17 protein-coding genes are annotated in these 18474 nt (G+C 69.8%); 5 read left to right on the top strand and 12 right to left on the bottom strand.

The window, feature by feature from the left end:
* The first annotated feature begins 58 nt into the window (after positions 1–58).
* Together OG453_RS37675 and OG453_RS37670 are read left to right on the top strand one after the other, a co-directional pair.
* Complete coding sequence (locus OG453_RS37675; protein ID WP_266873033.1) at positions 59–1129, top strand: Lrp/AsnC family transcriptional regulator; 1071 nt, start codon at positions 59–61, stop codon at positions 1127–1129.
* Positions 1130–1372: 243 nt separating this feature from the next.
* Positions 1373–1777 carry an FKBP-type peptidyl-prolyl cis-trans isomerase gene (locus OG453_RS37670; protein ID WP_323178709.1) on the top strand — a complete coding sequence of 135 codons (405 nt, stop codon included), beginning with the start codon at positions 1373–1375 and terminating at the stop codon, positions 1775–1777.
* Between the two features lie 205 nt (positions 1778–1982).
* Here the strand turns inward: OG453_RS37670 and OG453_RS37665 are convergent, their stop codons facing one another.
* From OG453_RS37665 to OG453_RS37655, 3 genes are all read right to left on the bottom strand, one after another.
* On the bottom strand, positions 1983–2108 hold the full coding sequence (locus OG453_RS37665; protein WP_266873032.1) for a hypothetical protein: 126 nt from the start codon (positions 2106–2108) through the stop codon (positions 1983–1985).
* Positions 2109–2564: 456 nt separating this feature from the next.
* Positions 2565–3170, bottom strand: a complete 606-nt coding sequence (locus OG453_RS37660; protein ID WP_266873031.1) for a LysE family translocator — start codon at positions 3168–3170, stop codon at positions 2565–2567.
* Between the two features lie 125 nt (positions 3171–3295).
* Positions 3296–4867 (bottom strand): hypothetical protein, encoded by a 1572-nt coding sequence (locus tag OG453_RS37655; protein ID WP_266873030.1) that lies wholly within the window; start codon positions 4865–4867, stop codon positions 3296–3298.
* 189 nt (positions 4868–5056) lie between these two features.
* On the opposite strand from OG453_RS37655, the gene OG453_RS37650 reads away from it, so the two are divergent.
* Both OG453_RS37650 and OG453_RS37645 read left to right on the top strand, forming a co-directional pair.
* Positions 5057–5203 carry a hypothetical protein gene (locus OG453_RS37650; protein WP_266873029.1) on the top strand — a complete coding sequence of 49 codons (147 nt, stop codon included), beginning with the start codon at positions 5057–5059 and terminating at the stop codon, positions 5201–5203.
* 21 nt (positions 5204–5224) lie between these two features.
* On the top strand, positions 5225–5557 hold the full coding sequence (locus tag OG453_RS37645; RefSeq protein ID WP_266873028.1) for a hypothetical protein: 333 nt from the start codon (positions 5225–5227) through the stop codon (positions 5555–5557).
* A 156-nt stretch (positions 5558–5713) separates the two neighbouring features.
* Here OG453_RS37645 and OG453_RS37640 read toward each other — a convergent pair whose 3' ends face one another.
* The 9 genes from OG453_RS37640 to OG453_RS37600 all read right to left on the bottom strand — a co-directional run bounded on the left by OG453_RS37640 (position 5714) and on the right by OG453_RS37600 (position 16512).
* Positions 5714–7684 carry a collagenase gene (locus OG453_RS37640; protein WP_266873027.1) on the bottom strand — a complete coding sequence of 657 codons (1971 nt, stop codon included), beginning with the start codon at positions 7682–7684 and terminating at the stop codon, positions 5714–5716.
* A 264-nt stretch (positions 7685–7948) separates the two neighbouring features.
* Entirely contained in the window at positions 7949–9214 is a 1266-nt protein-coding gene (locus OG453_RS37635) for an alpha/beta fold hydrolase (protein ID WP_266873026.1), read from the bottom strand.
* 161 nt (positions 9215–9375) lie between these two features.
* Positions 9376–10098 carry a GntR family transcriptional regulator gene (locus OG453_RS37630; protein WP_266873025.1) on the bottom strand — a complete coding sequence of 241 codons (723 nt, stop codon included), beginning with the start codon at positions 10096–10098 and terminating at the stop codon, positions 9376–9378.
* A gap of 46 nt (positions 10099–10144) precedes the next feature.
* Positions 10145–11527: an aldehyde dehydrogenase gene (locus tag OG453_RS37625; RefSeq protein ID WP_266873024.1), complete on the bottom strand. Its 1383-nt coding sequence runs from the start codon at positions 11525–11527 to the stop codon at positions 10145–10147.
* On the bottom strand, positions 11524–12531 hold the full coding sequence (locus OG453_RS37620; RefSeq protein ID WP_266873023.1) for a proline racemase family protein: 1008 nt from the start codon (positions 12529–12531) through the stop codon (positions 11524–11526). Before OG453_RS37620 ends, OG453_RS37625 begins: the two co-directional genes overlap by 4 nt.
* A 12-nt stretch (positions 12532–12543) precedes the next feature.
* A complete protein-coding gene (locus OG453_RS37615; RefSeq protein ID WP_266873022.1) occupies positions 12544–13452 on the bottom strand; it encodes a dihydrodipicolinate synthase family protein in 909 nt (302 codons plus the stop codon).
* A gap of 88 nt (positions 13453–13540) precedes the next feature.
* Entirely contained in the window at positions 13541–15016 is a 1476-nt protein-coding gene (locus tag OG453_RS37610; RefSeq protein ID WP_266873021.1) for an NAD(P)/FAD-dependent oxidoreductase, read from the bottom strand.
* On the bottom strand, positions 14997–15311 hold the full coding sequence (locus OG453_RS37605) for a (2Fe-2S)-binding protein (protein WP_266873020.1): 315 nt from the start codon (positions 15309–15311) through the stop codon (positions 14997–14999). The genes OG453_RS37610 and OG453_RS37605 overlap by 20 nt, the downstream gene beginning before the upstream one ends.
* Positions 15312–15357: 46 nt before the next feature.
* Entirely contained in the window at positions 15358–16512 is a 1155-nt protein-coding gene (locus OG453_RS37600; RefSeq protein ID WP_266873019.1) for an FAD-binding oxidoreductase, read from the bottom strand.
* Positions 16513–16731: 219 nt separating this feature from the next.
* Between OG453_RS37600 and OG453_RS37595 the strand changes: the two genes are divergently transcribed.
* Positions 16732–18474 (top strand): ABC transporter substrate-binding protein, encoded by a 1743-nt coding sequence (locus tag OG453_RS37595; RefSeq protein WP_266873018.1) that lies wholly within the window; start codon positions 16732–16734, stop codon positions 18472–18474.

Here is an 18474-nt window from a genome sequence, read left to right as displayed (position 1 = left end):
CTGGGAATCGGCCGGAAGTGCCCCTACGATCCGATCCGTGACAGGAATCCCTAGAAGATTGCAGGAAAACATCTCGGGACGAGCTCCGCTCCCCGATTCCCGCACCGCGGACGAGAGTGCCCCCTTCTCCGAGTTGGACCTGGCCCTCGTCGACGCGCTCCAGGCCGCTCCCCGGGCACCGTGGTCCCGGATCGGCAGGGCCCTCGGCGTGGACGCGACCACAGCGGCCCGCCGCTGGGAACGTCTGCGGGCGGGCGGTCTGGCCTGGGTCAGCGCGTACGACTCCGCGAAGGCGACGACCGTCGCCTACGTCGAGGTCAGGTGCCGGCCCCGGGCCGTGGAATCCGCCGGCGCCACGCTGGCCGACATGCCCTGGGTCTTCAGCGTCGACGAGACGGCCGGCGACTTCGATCTCCTGGCGTCGGTCGTCGCTGCCGACCTGCCCTCCCTCGGCCGCTCGGTGCACGGCCTGATCGGCGGCCTGAAAGGCGTACGGTCCACCCGCACACGCCTCGGCATCACCCTGTACAGCGAAGGCGGCGACTGGCGCATGCGGGCCATGGAACCGTCCGGCGACGCGGAACTCTCCGCCCCGCGCACCTCACGCCCGACTCCGTACAGCGCCCACATGCACCACCGGCCGCCGCCCGCGGAGCAGGCCCTCCTGGAAGCCCTCGGCCGTGACGGACGCCTCGGCTACACCGAACTGGGCACCGCGACCGGCATGAGCGAACACACCGCACGGCGCCGGCTCCAGCGGATGATCCGGGACAGGGACATCACCTTCCGCTGCGACCTGGCCCATCCCCTCGCCGGGCTCTCGACCATCGTGCTGTACCGCACCGCTGTCCCCCACACCCACCTCGAGGCCACGGGCAACGCACTGGCTCGTAGGGAAGAGGTGCGCCTGGCCGTGTCCGTCAGCGGCTCCGACAACCTCCTGGTCATGGTCTGGCTGCGCGGCCTGCATGCCATCGACCCCTTCGAGGCGCACCTCGCGGAACGCTTCCCGCATCTGAAGGTCAGCGACCGCACTGTCTTCCTCCACTCCCGCAAGCGCATGGGCCGGCTCCTCGACACCACCGGCCGCGCCGTCGGGCACGTCCCCTTCGCTCTGCCGGAGGTCTGACCCCGGCACCTGCCACGCCTCGTGCTCTCCCCGGCCTGCCTGGCGAGAGCCGTTCGCGTCGACTACTGAACGGTCCGACACGCCTGTCCCTGACCGGGGGCACCGAGCGGCGTTGCCAGCAACACGGGAAGTGACCTCCAGGCGGATTCGGCACTCCCGGTAGCGTGTCCATCTGCCGCATTCAGTGTCATGTGTCCGGCCGGCCCGTGCGGAGGGTACTCGGCGGAGAGCGATGAGGGTGCAATGAGTGAACTGACGAAACCCGAGGTCGACGTTCCGGAGGGTGACGCTCCTACCGAGTTGACCATCCGGGACCTGGTCGTCGGGGACGGGGCCGAGGTGAAGCCGGGCATGGTGGTCAGGGTCCACTATGTCGGGGTGGCCTTCGAGTCCGGGAAGGAGTTCGATGCCTCCTGGGACCGGGGCGAGCCGTTCAAGTTTGCCCTGGGCGGTGGCAGGGTTATCAAGGGCTGGGACCGAGGGGTGAAAGGGATGAAGGTCGGCGGTCGACGCGAGATCATCATTCCCCCACGTCTCGGCTACGGCAATCAGTCGCCATCACCGTTGATCCCGGCGGGCTCGACCCTCCTCTTCGTGGTGGACCTGCTGGCCTCGTATTCCAGCACAGCCGGGTGGAGCAACGCCTAGCGCCCCTGCGCACGACTGTGGCATCGACGGCGTCTGGCACTTCGTGGACGGCTTCTTGTCTCTCCTCTCGGCAGTCCGTCTCGGCCTCACGAGCACGGAAGAGACGTCGGATCCTTCTCGGACGCTCCTCACAGAGCCCGCTGAGAGTGGCCGCGCCTGGCGGCACGATGCCGTCGATGTCCACCACACGGATTCCCTGCGGGTGTTACCGCATCAGGGGCAGGCCGACGCTGCGGGCGCAGAACTCCTCCAGGTTGGCGCAGACCAGCACCAACTTCGACGAGGACTTCCCTCGCTGGGGGAGGAGGATCAGCCGACGGTCACGTTTCACTCCGGTCTCGATGAGCAGCTTGGCCGACGGAATCAGGTCTCGCCCGGGCAGCAGTCCCCCACTCGGCGGACGCTCCGGGCCTGCCCGACCGGTCCCGCTCCCCCTCTGCACCCCAAACCTGCCCTCCCCAGCACCACGCGCGCCAAGATCCGGACCATCTCCGGACCAGCAACCTCCCGAGAGCCACAGCTACCGCCGTTTTCACCGGTCAGGCTGGGTGCAGCCGCTGTACCGCCAGCAGACGAAGAACATTCTTTGTAGCTACTCGCCCAAGAAACTTGGATTCTTCTAGGGCGCATGAAGTGGGCTTCTGGCTGGGAATTCCCCAGCCAGAAGCCCCGTCGCCCTCACCACCTCACGCGAGGCCGAACTGGCGCGTGGCGCAAGGGCGTTGCGGATCAGGTGAACCGCGCGGACTCTGCACAATGCTCCTTCCAGCAGGCTGGAACCGCATTCTCACGCCACCGCCAGCCGCGCGCTCAGGGCTACGAAGGAGGCGGCGAACACCCGGCGGATGCCGAGCATCACCCTCGGCCGGGCCAGCACTCGGTTGCGCATGGCAGCGGCACACATCCCGTAGGCGGCGAAGACACCGAAGGTCAGCGCCATGAAAACGGCGCTGAGCTGAAGCATGACGCCCAGGGAGCCGGACTCGTCGGCGGGGACGAACTGCGGGAGGAACGCGACGAAGAACATCGTGAGCTTCGGGTTGAGCAGGTTGGTCAGCACCGCCGAGGCGATCACGTGAGCCGCCGACCACGGCTCGGCCTCCTTCTCGACGGTCAGCGCCTCCTTGTCGCGCAGCGTCGCCCAGGCCATGTACAGCAGGTAACCGACACCGAGGTACTTCACCACCTCGTAGGCGACGGCGTTGGTGTGCAGCAGCGCGGCAAGGCCGGTGATCGTCGCCACCAGATGCGGAACGACGCCGAGAGTGCAGCCGAGCGCAGCGACGACGCTCGCCCGTCGGCCATGGGACAGTCCGACAGCGAGGGTGTACACCGCGCCGGTGCCGGGGGTGACCACCACAACCAGGGCGGTCAGCAGGAACGCAACACTCAAGGGGGACCTCCAGAAAGTTCAAGGTCCTCTCACTCTGTCGCGGCAACGGACCGGATTGCAGAGCCAAAGCATGCCGGTCTCACAGGTCCATAAAGGGTCGCCCCCTTGAGTGCGGGCAGAGCACCCTAGTCCGCCCGCGTCCTGATCAGCCGCCCCTCCACCGTGCCGATCACCAGGCCCCCGTCCGGACCGGTGCTCAGGCTGGTCGGGGTGTAGACGTGCCCGCCGAGGGTCAGCGTCCCCCGCCGCACCACCGTGCCTTCCGCCGCTCGCAGCGTGAGCAGCTCGCAGGACCCGGCTCCGGTCACGACGTGGACGAGACCGTCGTGGACGTCGACCCCGGTAACCGGCGCGTCGAAGCGGTGCGCCCAGGCCACAGCACCGCCCGGGTATGCGCGACGTACGAGGTGGGTGCCGTCGCGCGCCGTGCAGGTGTGGACGAGCCCTGGCCCAGCATCGTCGTCGACGTACACGGCGGGACCGCCCCGCAAGCGAGGGCCGAGGGAGTCGTCCCAGGCCAGCGGGAACAACCGCTCGATCCCGTTGGGGTCCGCCTGTACGACCCACTTCTCCAACACTTCCGTGCGTACGTCCCCGGAACCGACGCCGCAGAGGAAAAGCAGATGGGGCGAGCGTCGCACCGGGAAAACGTAGGAACTGTCGCTCTCCCCCAATGCCAGGGTGCCCAGCTGTCGCCCGGAAGGCGTGAGCACGACGCTCTCGTTCGGCGGCCAGCGCGGCCCGGGGAACAGCTCCCGGGAGTCCCTGGCCACCCAGGCGCCATCCGTGCGCGCAGCGATGGCAACCGGAAAGTCGAGGCGGAGTTCGGCGAGTTGGGCGCCGTCGGCGAGGGCGAACCGGCACAGCAGGGTGCGCCGGTCACTGCTGTCGCCCTCCAGGACGGTGATCCAGACGCTCTCCTCGTCCGGGGTGACATACAGCCGACAGCCGTTGCGTTGCCACGGCCCGTCAGGCGCCGGCACGCACCACTGCAGGGTGCCGTCGGGCGACCAGCACTCCAGCAGGACCCCGCTCCGCGCCGCAGCCAGCATCCGGCCGTCCCGCAATACCTCCACAACGGCCGTCCCGGGCCGCCGGGTCCAGGCGCGGCCTCTATCGGCGGCGACGCCCGCAAGGTACCGCTGAGGTTGGTCGATGTCCGGTCCTTTGACGCGGCTCCAGTCGACCTCCACCGGCACCTGCGGCCAGGAGACCAGCGCCGCGAGCACGTCAGCCGCAACGTCGAGCCAGTCGTCGCGCTCGGCGACGGATCGCGTGTACGTCACTCGCCCCGGGTCTTCGAAGTCGACGACCGGCCGAGCGAACGTCACCTCCAGGCGGCGCACGTCCCGCCAGCGCAAGGCGCTGACACCGGCCCCGGCGACGGCCACGTCGGTACGGCGCCGGGTCTCCGGCTCGTACAGGAGCAGCCCGCCCCGGAGTTCGAACTCGTCCCCCTCCTCCGTGCCCACGGCGAGCACGGGCAAGGCGGGATGGAAGGCGAGCCCCTCGATGCCCTGCTCCACCACGATCTGGTCCCACAGGGCGAGATCGCTCGTCCGGTAGACGACGATCCGACCATGTCCGTCGCGGCCGCTCGCGTGGCAACTGACGGCGATCCAGCGGCCGTCCGCACTCACGTCGGTCGTGAAGGGGTGGCCGATCTCGGGGAACGGGTCGTCGGGTATCAGACGCATCGCAGGAGCGTATCTTTCGATGATCCCTGGTGAACGATTCCGTCGCTGCACAACGCCGCCCCGTGCCGGCTCATCACGTCAGCCATCGGCAAGGACTCCCTCCTCGCGAAGGCGGCGCACCAGGCCGGCAGGAACCAGACGGTCCAGCGCGACCTGGACGGCCTTTTCGAGCAGCTGTCCCGTGGAAGCATGAACCCGGGACTCGGCAGCAAGGCGCCGGCGGGAACCGACATCACGTACGCCCGCGGCCGGAACGGCAGACGCCTCTTCTTCCGGAACGTGGACGGCGGCATCGAGATCGTCGGCAAGGCCGACAAGGCAACGAGCCCAAGGTGATTGCGAGGCTGAAGCAGCTCTATGGAAAGTGACCCGCAGTACGTCGTCGTGGACGACCGATTCTCGGCTCTCTTCATGCTGGGGACCGACGACCGCGCCGAGGACGTCGAGAACGTCGACGTCGAGCTCTGCCTGCCCGACGGAACGAGGTGGAGCGCCACCTTCATGACGCTCCGCGAGATCGCCGAGGTCATGGAGCGCTGGAAGCAAACGGGCGAATGCGCGGGCGGCGCCTTCTTCCAGTGCCCCGACCTCGTCATCGTCCCGACCGGCGGGGTCGACGCGATGATGGCGTCCCTTCGCGGAATCATGGATTCCGGCGGACCCGAGGGAATCCTGCCCGAACTGGACTGAGCGACAGAGCACCGCAGGCCCCGCCGGTGAGGCGACGGAGCCGTCAGCAGCTGTTTGATGAACCGGGCCAGTTGAGAAGCTGGTGTCACGCGCACGAGCGGGGCGCGTGACACCAGGCTCTCCTGACTCAGTTCCTGCCGGTGACCGAGGCCCCGGTCACCGGCCGCTACGGGCCGGCAGTTGGCCGCAGTCGCCGTCGGCGCACTTGCTCAGCCAGTCGGCGAAGTCGGCGTCGTACTTGGTGCCGATGGTGTCGCGGAGCAGGGTGTGGGCCGCGTCGTACTCGCCTGCTCGGTAGTGGCCGAGCAGGGTGGCAACGTCCTCGGGGTGCGACTGGAGCATGTAACGGACGCCCAGATAGCCCCACTGGTAGGTACGAGTGGTGTCGGTGTTGTCGTAGGTGGTCTCGAAGAGCTGGCTGAGCTTGTAGGTGTTCTTGCCCGCCTCCTCGATCGCCCTGTCGTAGGTGATACCGCGGTACGAGTAGGAGACGTACTCGGCGAAACCCTCGATCCACATCACCGTCGGGGTGGTCTGCCCGGCTGCGAAGTCGCCGTACATGTCGAAGCGGCCGTCGAGGTAGTGGGTGTACTCGTGGTTGAGGTTCCAGATCTGGAAGGCGCCGTCCTGGGCCGGCTGCTCGTAAGCGATGAAACGCGGCTGGTTGCCCTCGGCGGCCGGGTCGCCCTCCAGGTACATGCCGCCGTTGTTGGTGTCGATGCCGAAGACGACACCGGCGTAGGTCTTGTAGTCGGTGCTGGAGTTGAAGGCGACGATCTCGATGTTGGTGTTGTTGTCGTCCTTGACCGGGCCGTTGTCCTTGACGATGCCGTGGAACACCGGGTCCTGCTTGAGGATGCTGTCGCATGTGGCCGTGAGTTCGGCCGCGGTCAGCTCCTGCGCGAGGATCTTCGCACTCGGACCGCATTCGTGTTTGATCGTCAGCACTGCATCGCGTACGCGGTCCTGCAGGTCACAGGTGTCGTACTCGGCGCAGTTCTCCTTGTCGAACTCATCCGTCATCTCGGCGAGGCCGACCCAGAGCGGGGCGGTGCGTCCAGTGATCTCGCTGCGGCCGAGCAGCTCCTTCACCAACGGCTTGACGGTGTCCTTGAGGTCGGCTTGCTGCAGGAAGCGGCCGAGTTCGCGTCCGGCGTTGCTGGCCAGGTAGGACTTGTCGGTGCCGAGCAGGTCGTCGTGGGCGACGGCGAAGTCACGCAGTCCGGTGAGGACGCTCGGGTCGGCCTTCACGGCCTCCGCGAACTCCGGCAGCTGGTGGCCGCGGAAGAGCACGGTGTAGGTGTTGTTGACCGCCGCGAGCATCCCGTAGAACTCGTCGTACGACGCGTTGTAGTCCTTCTGCAGGCGCTTGACCACGTCGAGGTGGCGGGCGTTCTCTCCGGAGCTGTCGATCAGGATGACCGCCTCGGAGAGGGTCTCGCCGTTGGCCTCGGTGACGTCGAAGGCGTGGGACGAGCCGAAGAAGGCATCCAGGGCGCCCTGAATGGCGCTCTTCAGCGTCGGGCCGTATTCGCCGACGTTCTCCGGCTGGTTGTACTGGACGTAGTAGCCGGCACGCAGGTACAGCACCACTTGGGATGCGAAAGTGCTGTTGTTCCCCGGGTAGTTGGTCGCGACGTCCTCGAGTGCGTTCGCCACCGTGACCATCTGTTCCTCGCGGAAGAGGGCCTTGGAGTCCTCACCGGTCACGCTGAACAGTGTGTTGATGCAGGTGGTTTCCGACTGCTTGATCTGCTCGACCAGGGCAGGGCCGGTCTTCGAGGTGAAGTCGCTGACGTTGCAGTCCGCGGCGGCCTTCGCCGCAGAGCGGGCCTTCTTGCGTTCTGCGGCGTTCTGGGCCGCGGGGAGCGGAGGGCGTTGCGCGGAGTTCGAGGCCTTCGTGGCCGATCGCGCGGGGTCGGCCGCGTGCCCGGGTGCGAGGTCGGCGGCGAGCACGGTGGCGGAGGCGGGCTGTGGAGCGGGGGCCGACCTCGGTGCGGGCTTGGGTGCCCCGGCGTCGGCCGGGGCCGCCGCGCCGTTGGGGGCGAGCAGGGCGAGCCCCAGGCCGGCGACGGCCACTGTAGGTATCAGCAGTTGTGCGAGTTTTCTGGTGGGGGGTCTGCGCATAGCGATGGCCTCCAGGCCAGTCGGCAGCCGTGCGCGGGGCACGGCAGTGGGGGGTACGGACCTTGACGGCAACGGAAGTTGAGCACCGCCGGAGCTGTCAGGCCCACCGAAAATGTGCCCGTACAATTTCACAGTTCACATGGCAGTGAGAAGGGGTTGCAAGCAACGGAAGAAACCGATGGGTCGTCAGAGGGGGTTCCCGTAGGGGAACTTGAGATTCCGAGACGGAACTGAAGGAGCCGGCCGCACGGCAGAACGGTCGGCTTACGCGCGGCCCGCGGCCAGGTCCATCAGGCGCGCGAGGACGCGGCCGCCCGAGGCGGTGACGCCGTCGTGCTCCCACTCATTGGTGACCCAGACTCGAGTGGCGCCGACTTCGCGTGCCGTGCGCAGGGAGAGGCCGGCGTCGACGTACATGTCGTCGTGGTAGACCGCAGCGGCCAGGGGGACCTGGTTGGCGGCCAGGCGGTGCGGGTCGTAGAGCGAGGGCCAGTCGCCGCGGCGGGCCAGGAGGTCCGCCGCGTCCGCGAAGGGGCGCAGCCCCCTGATCTCCCGGAACATCCAGGGGTAGATCATTTCGCCGGTGAGGAGGAGCGGGTCCGCGTCCTCGGCGAACTCGGGGAAGCCGGCGAGCGCGCGGGACGCCGCCCAGTTGCCCGGGGCGGAACCTTGCCCGTACAGCGACTCCTGCATGACGGCGAACAGCGGGTTGTCGGTGAAGCCGGTCAGGGCCTCGACCTGGTGGAGGAAGGTGTCCGTCAACTCGCCGTCCGCGTCCAGGGATTCGTCGAGCAGCCAGTGGATCCGCTCGAACCCGTCGCCCATGCCGAGCGCGAGGCCGAGGGCGCGCAGACGGCCGATCGTCAGGCGGTCCCCGCCGGGCAGCCGGATGTCGTCGGCCGCGAGGCGATCGGCGATCTTGCGGAGGCGTGGGGCGTCGTGCGGGTAGCGGGCGTAGAAGTCGAGGACCCGCTCCCGCACCCGCGGGTAGGTACGGGCGTACACGTCGTCGGCGGTCGCGGCGAGACCGGGCAGGCCGCCGGTGACGTAGCAGGCCCGCAGGCCCTCCGGGGAGTGCGAGAGGTAGGTCAGCGTGATGAAGCCGCCATAGCTCTGGCCGAGCGTCTCCCAGGTTTCCCCGCCGCACAGTTGACGGCGTATCAGTTCCGCGTCGGCCACGATCGCGTCGGCGCGGAAGTGGGCCAGATGCGCGGCCAGTTGGGCGGCGGAGACGAACCGGGCGGCCGTGCGCGCGGTGACCGGCGTGGAGCGGCCGGTGCCGCGCTGGTCGAGGAGCAGCACCCGGTGTGTCTTGAGGGCCTGGGGCAGCCAGCCCGGTGAACCGGCCGAAGGGCGTGGGGCCTTGCCGCCGGGACCGCCCTGCAGATAGAGCAGCCAGGGCAGTTGTTCACCGCCGCGGGCCGGGTCGACGACCTCGCGCGCAAACACTTCGATGGTCGGGCCGTGCGGGGCCGAGTGGTCCAGTGGGACGGTGAAGCGGTGGTCGGTGGTGGCGTACGCCGGGTTCATCGGTCCCTTTCACAGCGGGGCAGGCACGTAATGGTGTGTGACATTGCATGCGCCAGCGTGGCTGAGCCACCCCCTTCCGGGGAGCCCCCACCTGGGCATAGCACCAAGTGATGGGCGGGCCGTCCCGCTTCAGGGCCTCAGGACGTCAGGGCCTCAGAGCCTCAGGCGGAACGCTTCCGGGTGCGCCCCGCCGCCGAGTTGGCCTCAGGCGAGGAGGAACTGCCGCTGCTGGCCCACAGGGAGCGGACATGGCCCAGGTGCTTGGACATGCACTTCTCCGCCGCCTTCGCCTGGCCCGCGAGCATCAGGTCGAGCAGCTCCAAGTGCTCCTCGGCCGAGGGGATCAGCTCGCCGCGCTCGTCCAGGGTGGAGAGCCCGTACAGGCGGGAGCGCTTGCGCAGGTCGCCGACCGTCTCGACCAGGCGGTCGTTGCCCGAGAGGGCGAGGAGCGAGAGGTGGAACTGCCGGTCGGCGTCCAGGTAACCGATGAGGTCGTGGTCCCGCGCCGCCCGGACGATTTCCTCGGCGACCGGGCGCAGCGCTTCCAGGTCCTCGCGCGCGGCACTGCGGGTGATCCGGCCGATCATGGGGACCTCGATCAAGGCGCGGATCTCCGTGTACTGGTCGAGGTCACGCTCATTGACCTCGGTGACCCGGAATCCCTTGTTGCGGACGGGCTCGACCAGGCCCTCGCGGGCCAGGTCGAGCATCGCCTCGCGTACGGGCGTCGCCGAGATGCCGAAGTCCTCGGCGAGCGTGGGCGCCGAGTACACCTGGCCCGGACGCAGCTCACCGGAGATCAGAGCGGCCCGCAGGGCGTGGGCCACCTGGTCGCGCAGCCGCTCCCGGGTGGCGTTGAGGTCGTGGTGCTTCAGGTGCCCCATGCGGTGGTGGTCCCTTCGATCTGGTACAGACCACTACCATACAATGTCACGTTGCCCCTGCTGGCGACAGGGTGTAGGTCCGGCTCGAGGTGTAGAACTCCAGCGCGGCCCGGCCCTGTTCGCGCGGCCCGTGGCTGGACGCCTTGGCTCCACCGAACGGCAAGTGGAAGTCGACGCCGGTGGATGGGGCGTTGACCCGGATCATTCCGGTGTCGAGCCGATCGAGGCCGCTCAGTGCCGTGTTCAGGTCGGCGGTGTGGACAGAGGTGACCAGGCCGTACGGCACGAAGTTGGTGATCCGCACCGCGTGGGCCAGGTCGTCGGCGGGCAGCAGGGCCGCGATGGGGCCGAAGACCTCTTCGCGCAGCAGCCGGTGGCCCGCCGGGACCTTCTCGACCAGGGTCGGGGCCGCGTACCAGCCGGGCTCGTCGGGCACGGTACCGCCGGCCAGCACGCACAGGCCGTGCCCGGCGTCGCCCACCTGGCCTCGGGCGTGCTCGTTGATGAGCGGCCCGCACACGGTCGCCACGTCGGTCGGGTCGCCCACCGGCACGGCCCGCAGCGCTTCGGCGAGTGCTTCGCGCAGGGGCTCAAGGGCCGCGCCGACCGCGATGACGCGGCTGGTGGCGGTGCACTTCTGGCCCGCGTACCCGGCGATGGAGGCGGCGATGTGGGCCGCGGCCTGCTCGATGTCGGCGTCCGCGAGGACGATCGCCGCGTTCAGGCCGCCCATCTCCGCCTGAACCGGCACGCCGCGGGCCGTTGCGGCGCGGGCGACGGCCTGGCCGACGGCGGTCGAGCCCGTGAAGGAGACCACGTCGGCGGCGGAGACGAGCGCGTTGCCCTCCGTCGCCCCGCCCGGCAGGACGGTGAACACCCCTGCGGGCATGGCCTGTTGGATGATCTCGGCCAGGCGCAGCGCACACCCCGTGGCCTCGGGTGCGGGCTTGAGGACGACCGTGTTGCCCGCCGCGAGCGCCGGGGCGGCCTTCCAGCTCGGAATGGCGAAGGGGAAGTTCCAGGGCGTGATCAGACCGGCCGCGCCGTGCGGGCGGCGGCGGGACAACAGCAGTCCGGGCCCAGCGGCCGTCTCGTGGACCGCACCGACGGGTTCGTACGGAGCCTGGGCGTAGTACCGCCAGATCGCGGCGGTGCGCGCGACTTCCGCGCGGGCTTCGGTGAGCGGCTTGCCCACCTCGCGGACGGCGAGTGCGGCCAGCTCGACGCGTGCCGCGTCGATGGCGTCGGCGACCGCGCCGAGGGCGGCCGAGCGGGCGGCCGCCCCGCCGAGCAGCCAGCCCGGCTGAGCGGCGCGGGCCCGCTCCACGGTGTCGACCGTCTCGAAGGCGCCGGGCGCCGGGATCCGCAGAAGTACGTCGGACGGATCGGCCGGGTTGTATGAGGTGATGACGGGTCCGACGGCGGTCACAGCAGAAATCCTCCGGGGAAGGGGTCGTCCGGGTCGAGGAAGTACTGGGCGGTGCCGGTGATCCAGGCCCGCCCGGTGACGGTCGGCACGACGGCGGGCACGCCGCAGTCCACGGTGGTCTCTTCGGTCAGACGGCCGATGAAGCGGGTGCCGATGAAGGACTCGTTGACGAAGTCCTGGTTCAGGGGCAGTTGGCCGCGCGCGTGCAGCTGCGCCATCCGGGCCGAGGTGCCCGTGCCGCACGGGGAGCGGTCGAACCAGCCGGGGTGGACCACCATCGCGTGGCGTGAGCGGTGCGCGTCGGAGCCGGGGGCGGCCAGGTAGACGTGCTTGACTCCGGCGATCTCGGGACGCTCGGGGTGTACGGGCCGCTGCGGCGAGGCGTTGATCGCGTCCATGACGGCGAGCCCGGCGTCCCTCAGGTCGTCCTTGCGCTCGCGGTCGAACGGCAGCCCCAGAGCGTCGAGTTCGACGAAGGCGATGAAGTTCCCGCCGAACGCGAGGTCGTAGGTGACCGTGCCGTACCCGGGCACCGCGATCTTGCCGTCCAGGGCGGCGCAGAACGCCGGTACGTTGGTGAACGTGACCGCCGTGGCCGCGCCGTCCGACACCTGGACCTCGACGGTCACGAGTCCGGCCGGGGTGTCGAGCCGGACCGTGGTGACCGGTTCCGTGACAGGCACCATGCCCGTCTCGACCAGGACGGTGGCGACCCCGATGGTGCCGTGCCCGCACATCGGGAGCAGTCCGGAGACCTCGATGTAGAGGACTCCGTAGTCGGCGTCGGGGCGGGTGGGTGGCTGGAGGATCGCGCCGCTCATGGCGGCGTGGCCGCGCGGCTCGTACATCAGGAGCGTACGGAGGTCGTCCATGTGCTCGATGAAGTGCAGCCGCCGCTCGGCCATGGTGGCGCCTGGGATGACCCCGACGCCACCGGTGATCACGCGCGTGGGCATGCCCTCGGTGTGCGAGTCGACTGCGTGGAAGACGTGGCGGGTACGCATGTCCGCCCTCCCCTACTTGTGCCCGGCCGCGACGGCCTTCTCGGTGGCGGCGCGCACGCCCTCTTCGATCTCCCCGGTGAGCGGGAAGCGCGGCGGGCGTGTAGGGCCGCCCCGCCGCCCGACGATGTCCATGGACAGCTTGATGGACTGCACGAACTCCGTCTTGGAGTCCCAGCGCAGCAAGGAGTGCAGGGACTTGTAGAGCGGGACGGCGGTGGCCAGGTCTCCGGAGACGGCGCAGTGGTACAGCTCCGCGCAGCTGGCGGGGAACGCGTTGGGGTAGCCGGCGATCCAGCCGACGGCACCGGCGACGGCGAGTTCGAGCAGGACGTCGTCGGCGCCGATCAACAGGTCGAGCTCCGGGGCGAGTTCGGCGAGCTCGTACGCCCTGCGGACGTCACCGGTGAACTCCTTCACGGCCACGACGCTGCCGTCCTGGTGCAGCCGGGCAAGGAGGTCCGGCGTGAGGTCGACCTTGGTGTCGATGGGGTTGTTGTACGCGACGACCGGCACCCCGGCGCGGGCGACCTCGGCGTAGTGGGCACGTACGGCCGACTCGTCGGCGCGGTAGGCGTTCGGCGGCAGCAGGAGCACCGAGCCGCAGCCCTCCTCGGCGGCCTGTTCCGCCCAGCGCCGGGCCTCGCCGCTGCCGTAGGCGGCGACTCCGGGCATGACCCGCGCCGCGTCGCCCGCGGCCTCGACGGCGGTCCGCACCACACGGGCCCGTTCCTCGTCGGTGAGGGTCTGGTACTCGCCGAGCGAGCCGTTCGGCACGACACCGTCGCAGCCGTTGTCGAGCAGCCAGCGGACGTGCTCGGCATAGGCGTCGTGGTCGACGGACAGGTCGTCGCGCAGGGGCAGCGTGGTGGCGACCATGATGCCGCGCCAAGGACGGGTGCTGTTCCAGGTGTTGGTGGTCATGTCAGAGAGACCTCTCGTGAGAATGTGACATTTCACTTACGTTGTGCGGGGGACCTAGGCGAGCCAGGCGACCCAGGAACCCAGAAACCTAGGAGGGGTCCCGTGGCTCGTCCACGACAGGGGCGTCGAGCGCGGCGAGTGCCGCCAGCGGGACAGGCGTGGCGAACGGGCGGCGCTCCAGCGGGGGTTCGGCGGTCCCGCCGCGGGATGCCAGGCACGCCACCGCCGCACCGCACATCCTCCCCTGGCACCAGCCCATACCGGCGCGGGTGAGCAGTTTGACGGTGCGGGCGTCCCGCGCCCCGAGATCCTCGACCGCTTCGTGGATCCGGCCGGCGGTGACCTCCTCGCAGCGGCACACGTCGGTGTCGTCCCTGAGCCACCGTGGCCAGCCGGGACCGGGCGCGTGAACGGTGGCCATCGCGTCGGCGAAGGCACGCATCCGCCCTCTGCGGCGCTTCAGTTCCCGCACCCGGCCGCCGTGGACGGGACTGCCCAGGACCTGGGCGGCGATCGCGACACCCGCCAACTCTCCTTCCGTGTACGCCAGTTGCACCCCTCCCACTCCCCCGGCCTCGCCCGCCGCCCACAGGCCGCGCACCGACGTCCCCTGAAGGTCGTCCAGAGCCAGGGCCCTGGTGCCGTCGGGCAGGGAGCGGGTGGTGCAGCCGAGCGCTGTCGCCAGTTCGATCTGGGGGACGAGGCCGTGCCCGACGGCCAGCGCGTCGCACTCGATCCGGCGCCCCGTCCCCCGTACGGGGCGCCAGTCGCGGTCGAGACGGGTGACGGTGACGGCCTCCACACGGTCGGTGCCGTGCACCTCGGTGACCGCGCTGCGCACGCGCACCCGCACCCGGTGCCGCAGCAGCGCGGCGCCGTGGGTGAGGGCTTCAACTGCCTTGTGCGGGTTGGTGACGAGCGCCCGGGGATGCCTGGCGTACCGCAGATATCCGGACGCCTCGACGACGGCCGGCACCCTCGCGCCCGCCGCGGCCAGCGAGGAGGCGACCGCGAGCAGCAGGGGGCCACTGCCCGCCACGACGACCTTCCGCCCGGGAAGCACCAGGCCGGACTTGAGCATGGCCTGCGCCCCTCCGGCACCCACGACGCCCGGCAATGTCCAGCCAGGGAAGGGCAGTTGACGCTCGTACGCGCCGGTCGCCAGGAGGACCGCTCGGGCCCGTACGCGTACGGGACGCTCGCCGTCGCCGTCGGCACCGGTGACGGCGTGCACCGCCCAGAAGTCGCCGTCTTCCTCACCCCTCGTCACGCTCCACACGTGATGTCCGGGAAGGTGCCTCACCTCGCTCTCCGCAAGCCGTCGGCGCAGATCGCTGTAGGCGGACCAGTCGTGGTGCAGGGCCTCGGGACGGACGGCACCCACTGCGGGCGCCGGATGCCGGTAGAACTGCCCGCCGGTGTGCGTGGAGGTATCCAACAGGGCTACGGACAGGCCGAGTTCAGCGGCAGCGACGGCCCCGGCGAGACCGGCGGAGCCCGCGCCGATCACCGCGAGGTCGTACAGCCCATGCGACTCCTGGAATTCAGACACCGAGTCCGGCACGGCCGTGTCCTTCCTGAGTGGTGATGGCGTCCCCCGGCCGGGCCGGAACGAGGCAGGCCCGGCGGTTGGGCTCTCCATTGATGGTGGCGAGGCAGTCGTAGCACTGCCCGATCCCGCAGAACGCGCCCCGCGGTCGCCCGCCGTTCCGTGTGGTGCGCCAGGCCAGGATTCCGGCCCCCCACAGCGCGGCGGCGACGGACTGCCCGTGCAGGGCGGTCACGGTCCGGCCGTCGAAGGTGACGGGGAACGGCGGATCGGGCTGAGCGCCGACCAGGTCGGCAGGGGTACGGGCCATGGGCCCCTCTCCTCTCGTGGCGGGTGGACTCTCGTCGCGGGTGGACTCAGGCGGTCGACGGGAAGCGTTCCGGCCTGAACGGGGTGATGTCGAGCGGCAGCTCGCCGCCGGTCAGGGACCGTGCCACGGCAAGGCCGGTGGCCGGAGCGAGCCCGATCCCCGCGCCCTCGTGGCCGCAGGCGTGCAGCAGGCCGGGGACACGCGGGTCGGGGCCGATGGCGGGCAGGTGGTCCGGCAGATACGGACGGAAACCGGCGTACGTGCGCATCGCCCGCACCCCGGAAAGGACCGGGAACAGCGCGGTGGCCTGGGCCGCCAGGCGCCGCAGCACCTCGACCGAGAGCGTGCGGTCGAAGCCGACCCGCTCCCGGCTGGCGCCGATCAGGACAGGGCCGGCCGGGGTGCCCTCCACCACCGCCGAACTCTGCAGCGCGGCGGAGCCGCTGGCCACATCGGCGACGTAGTCGGCCGCGTACACCTTGCGGCGCACTACGCGCGGCAGGGGCTCGGTGACGAGGACGAAGCCCCGCCGTGGCCGTACGGGAAGCTCCACCCCCGCGAGGCGGGCGACCTCGCCGCTCCAGGTCCCGGCCGCGTTGACCACGTACGGAGCGTGGTGCTCACCGGCCGCCGTCCGCACCCCGCGGATCTCGCCGGATGCCCCGGTGAGCAGGCCGGTGACCTCCTCGCCCAGGCTCAGGCGGACCCGGTCGCCGCCCGCGCGCAGTAGATGCGCGGCGGCGAGCGCGGGCATGACCTGCGCGTCCTGGGGGTAGTGGAAGCCGCCCGCCAGGCCGTCGGCGAGGTGAGGCTCCAGGTCGTGCAGGTGGTCGACCCCGACCTCGTCCGCCGTCACGCCCGCCTTCCGCTGCCGGGCCGCGAAGTCCCGCAGCGCGCCCATCGCCGCCTCGTCGGAGGCGACGACAAGGCCGCCCTTGGACTCGTACTCGATCTCCGGCGGGAGGTCGTCGGCGATCTCCCGCCACAACTGGGTGGAGAGCAGGGCCAGTTCGAGCTCGGCGCCCGGCTCCTTGTCGGAGAGCAGGAGGTTGCCTTCGCCGGCCCCCGTCGTACCGCCCGCCACGGGGCCGCGGTCGAGCACGGTGACGCGGAGGCCGGACCGGGCGGCGTAATAGGCGCAGGCCGCGCCCATCACGCCCGCCCCGACGACGATGACGTCTGCGGTGTTCCTTGTCAGCACGTCAGTAATATTTCACATTGCACTGCTTCTGCCAAGGGTGGCGATCAACGAGCCCAATCCACCCCCCAGTTGAAGGGTCAACCGCAGCAGCCACTTGGGAACGGGTGGGTAACGAAGTCGCTCACACCTTGTCAGTGCAATTTCACATTACTATGTTACGGGTCACATTCCAGCCAGCTCTCCAGCTCTGGCTGCTCGACTCCTCCGGAGTGACCACTCATGGACAAGCGCACCTGTACCGCCCTCGCCGCCACACTGGCGGCGGCCCTCATCCTCGGAACGGCCGGCTGCTCCGGCGGACAGAAGTCGGGCGGCGCCCGGGGCAAGAACCTCGCAACGGCCAACAACGGCAAGGTGATCGGGGGGACTCCACAGAAGGGCGGAACCCTCACCGTCCTGTCGAACACGGACTTCACGCACCTCGACCCGGCCCGCAACTGGGTCATGAGCGACATGAACTTCGGGACCCGGCTGCTCTACCGCACCCTGGTCTCCTACAAGGCAGCCCCCGGAACCGCCGGCGGCGAGCTCGTCCCCGACCTCGCGACCGACCTCGGCACCTCCTCCAACGGCGCCAAGACCTGGACCTTCCACCTCAAGGCAGGGGTCAAGTACGAGGACGGAACGCCGGTCACCGCGCAGGACGTCAAGTACAACGTCGAGCGATCCTTCTCCCCCGACCTGCCCGGCGGCGCCGACTACGCCGCCCGCTACCTCAAGGGCGCCAAGGGCTACCAGGGCCCCGCCAAGGGCAAGCACCTGGACTCCATCAGGACACCGGACGACAGGACGATCGTCTTCGAACTGCGCAGGCCCTTCGCCGAGTTCCCCAACGTGACGGTGATGCCCACCTTCGCCCCGGTGCCGAAGGCGAAGGACAAGGGGCCTCGGTACGACAACCGTCCGTTCTCCTCGGGCCCGTACAAGATCGAGACGTATCAGCGCAACAAGAAGATCGTGCTGGTCCGCAACCCCCACTGGGACCCCAAGACGGACTCGGTACGCAAGGCGTACCCGGACAAGCTGGTCATGGTGATGGGGCTGCGGCCCAATCAGATCGACGACCGGATGATCGCCAGCCAGGGCGCGGACGCCTCCACCGTCCCGTGGTACGCGCTGCGGCCGGAGAGCGGGGTGAAGGTGCTGCCCAAGGCCGATGTCCGCAAGCGGCTGCTCGCCGAGTCGACCAACTGCACCGACATGGTGCAGATGCACACCGGGCGGGCACCGTTCAGCGACGTGAAGGTCCGTCAGGCCGTTCAGTACGCCCTCGACAAGGAAGTCGTGACCACCTCCTCCGGTGGCCCCGCCTTCAATGACGCTTCCACCGCCTACATGCCCGCCTCCCTCTTCGACGGCAAGCAGCCCGACACACTGAAGATCCCCGTCACCGGCAATGTGGACAAGGCGAAGCAGCTGCTCAAGCAGGCCGGGAAGCCGGGCGGCTTCAGTACCAAGATGACGGTCTCCAACGGCGACAAGGGGCGGGCGGAGGCGATCCAGCAGTCGCTCGCCAAGGCCGGCATCAAGGTCACCATCGAGACGGTCGACCCGTCCGCGTTCTACGCCACCATCGGCGACACCAAGAACCGCACCGACCTCGTCTACACCGGCTGGTGCCCCGACTACCCGTCCGGCTCCACCTTCCTGCCCTTCGTCTTCGACGGCCGCTTCATCAAGGAGAAGGGGAACTCCGGCAACCACTCCCTCTTCCGCGACAAGGCGACCATGCAGCGGATGGACGAGATCGCCGCGATGACCGATGCCGGGAAGGCCGGCGCGGCCTGGCGGAAGCTGGACGGCGAGATCCTCGCCAAGGCGCCGGCCGTGCCCGTCCTGGTCCGGCGCTGGCCGCTGGTGGTGGGGACCAACATCGCGGGCGCGTACGGGCAGACCTCCTTCGGCGGCCAGCTCGACTACGCCTCGGTCGGTCTCAAGAACCCGGCCAAGAGCAAGGGTTGA

Origin of the sequence: Streptomyces sp. NBC_01381 (assembly GCF_026340305.1) — a bacterium.
Lineage (GTDB): Bacteria > Actinomycetota > Actinomycetes > Streptomycetales > Streptomycetaceae > Streptomyces.
This window is presented reverse-complemented; position numbering and strand designations above follow the sequence as displayed.